Source organism: Halomonas sp. AOP13-D3-9, assembly GCF_052379125.1.
Taxonomy (GTDB): Bacteria; Pseudomonadota; Gammaproteobacteria; order Pseudomonadales; family Halomonadaceae; genus Vreelandella.
In genome coordinates, this window is record NZ_JBQSYH010000055.1 from 1 (window position 1) to 946 (window position 946).

Below are 946 nucleotides of genomic sequence, written 5' to 3' on the forward strand. Positions count from 1 at the left end.
AATTGATAACCTGGCGACGACGTCTACCAACCTTTCTGAAGCCCGGTCGCGTATCCAAGATGCCGACTACGCAGTGGAAGTGTCCAACATGACACGCGCTAACATCCTTCAGCAGGCCGGTACCTCCATGCTGGCACAGGCCAACCAGACGCCGCAGTCTGTACTGTCTCTGCTGGGCTAATCCGTTAACCAGTAAAGTACACAAGAAAGTAACGACGGGGCCAATAGGCCCCGTTTTTTGTTTGCCCGGCGAAGCCGGCAAACCCGGTCACCTGAAAGAAGGTGACGTCACCCCGACTGAGGGGAAGACAATCCGATTGGCAAGGGCGTCACTGGCCAACGGTGGGGTCTGAAGGAGGCCATAGGAGGTTAACGGTACACAACGCAAGTGAACCTGCTTCGGCCGCACAGGTGGGTAAGCGTGCAAAATAGCGCGACGCCCGATACTCAGTCAGGCCTGTGCCGTGTTTGAGGGTGGCATCGTTAACAGGGAGCCGGTGCAGTAACCGGGGAAGCCTGGCATCGTATCCAGTCTGGCTGGAAGGCGCGCTTCAAGGTGAAAGCCAAGAGCGCGTCGGGTGTGAGGTGGCAGCGGTCCGACGCCTCGGTGAAGCCGTAGTAGTGAGGAAGTTTCGGCCTGCGAAGCCTGGTAACAGTGTGGAGAACAAAACCGAAACGACCGCTGGCGGAGGTTCAGCGGCCTGGGCAAGGCCAAAAATCCGCAGGGAACGGATTTTCGCGGTAGCCCCGAAGGGGTGAGGCGCAGGGATGCGCCGAACAAAAGCCTTGCTCAGGTGCGAAGGGCGGAAGTCATTAATGAGTACGACGGACGTTGATCCGAAGGTGGACGCTGCGTTCACAAGCTACCCGACGGGGTAGGGAAGTGGGTCGAGGTGCTGTGGGAACACAGTGGCTTCGTCCTTCTCTGAACGCGGGAGTAGAACGA

At 58.5% G+C, this 946-nt stretch carries 1 protein-coding gene; it reads left to right on the forward strand.

The window, feature by feature from the left end; all coding sequences use genetic code 11:
* On the forward strand, positions 1 to 181 hold a 181-nt coding region (locus ACT3UM_RS24170; RefSeq protein WP_498902555.1), incomplete at its 5' end, for a flagellin.
* Between the last annotated feature and the right edge of the window lie 765 nt (positions 182 to 946).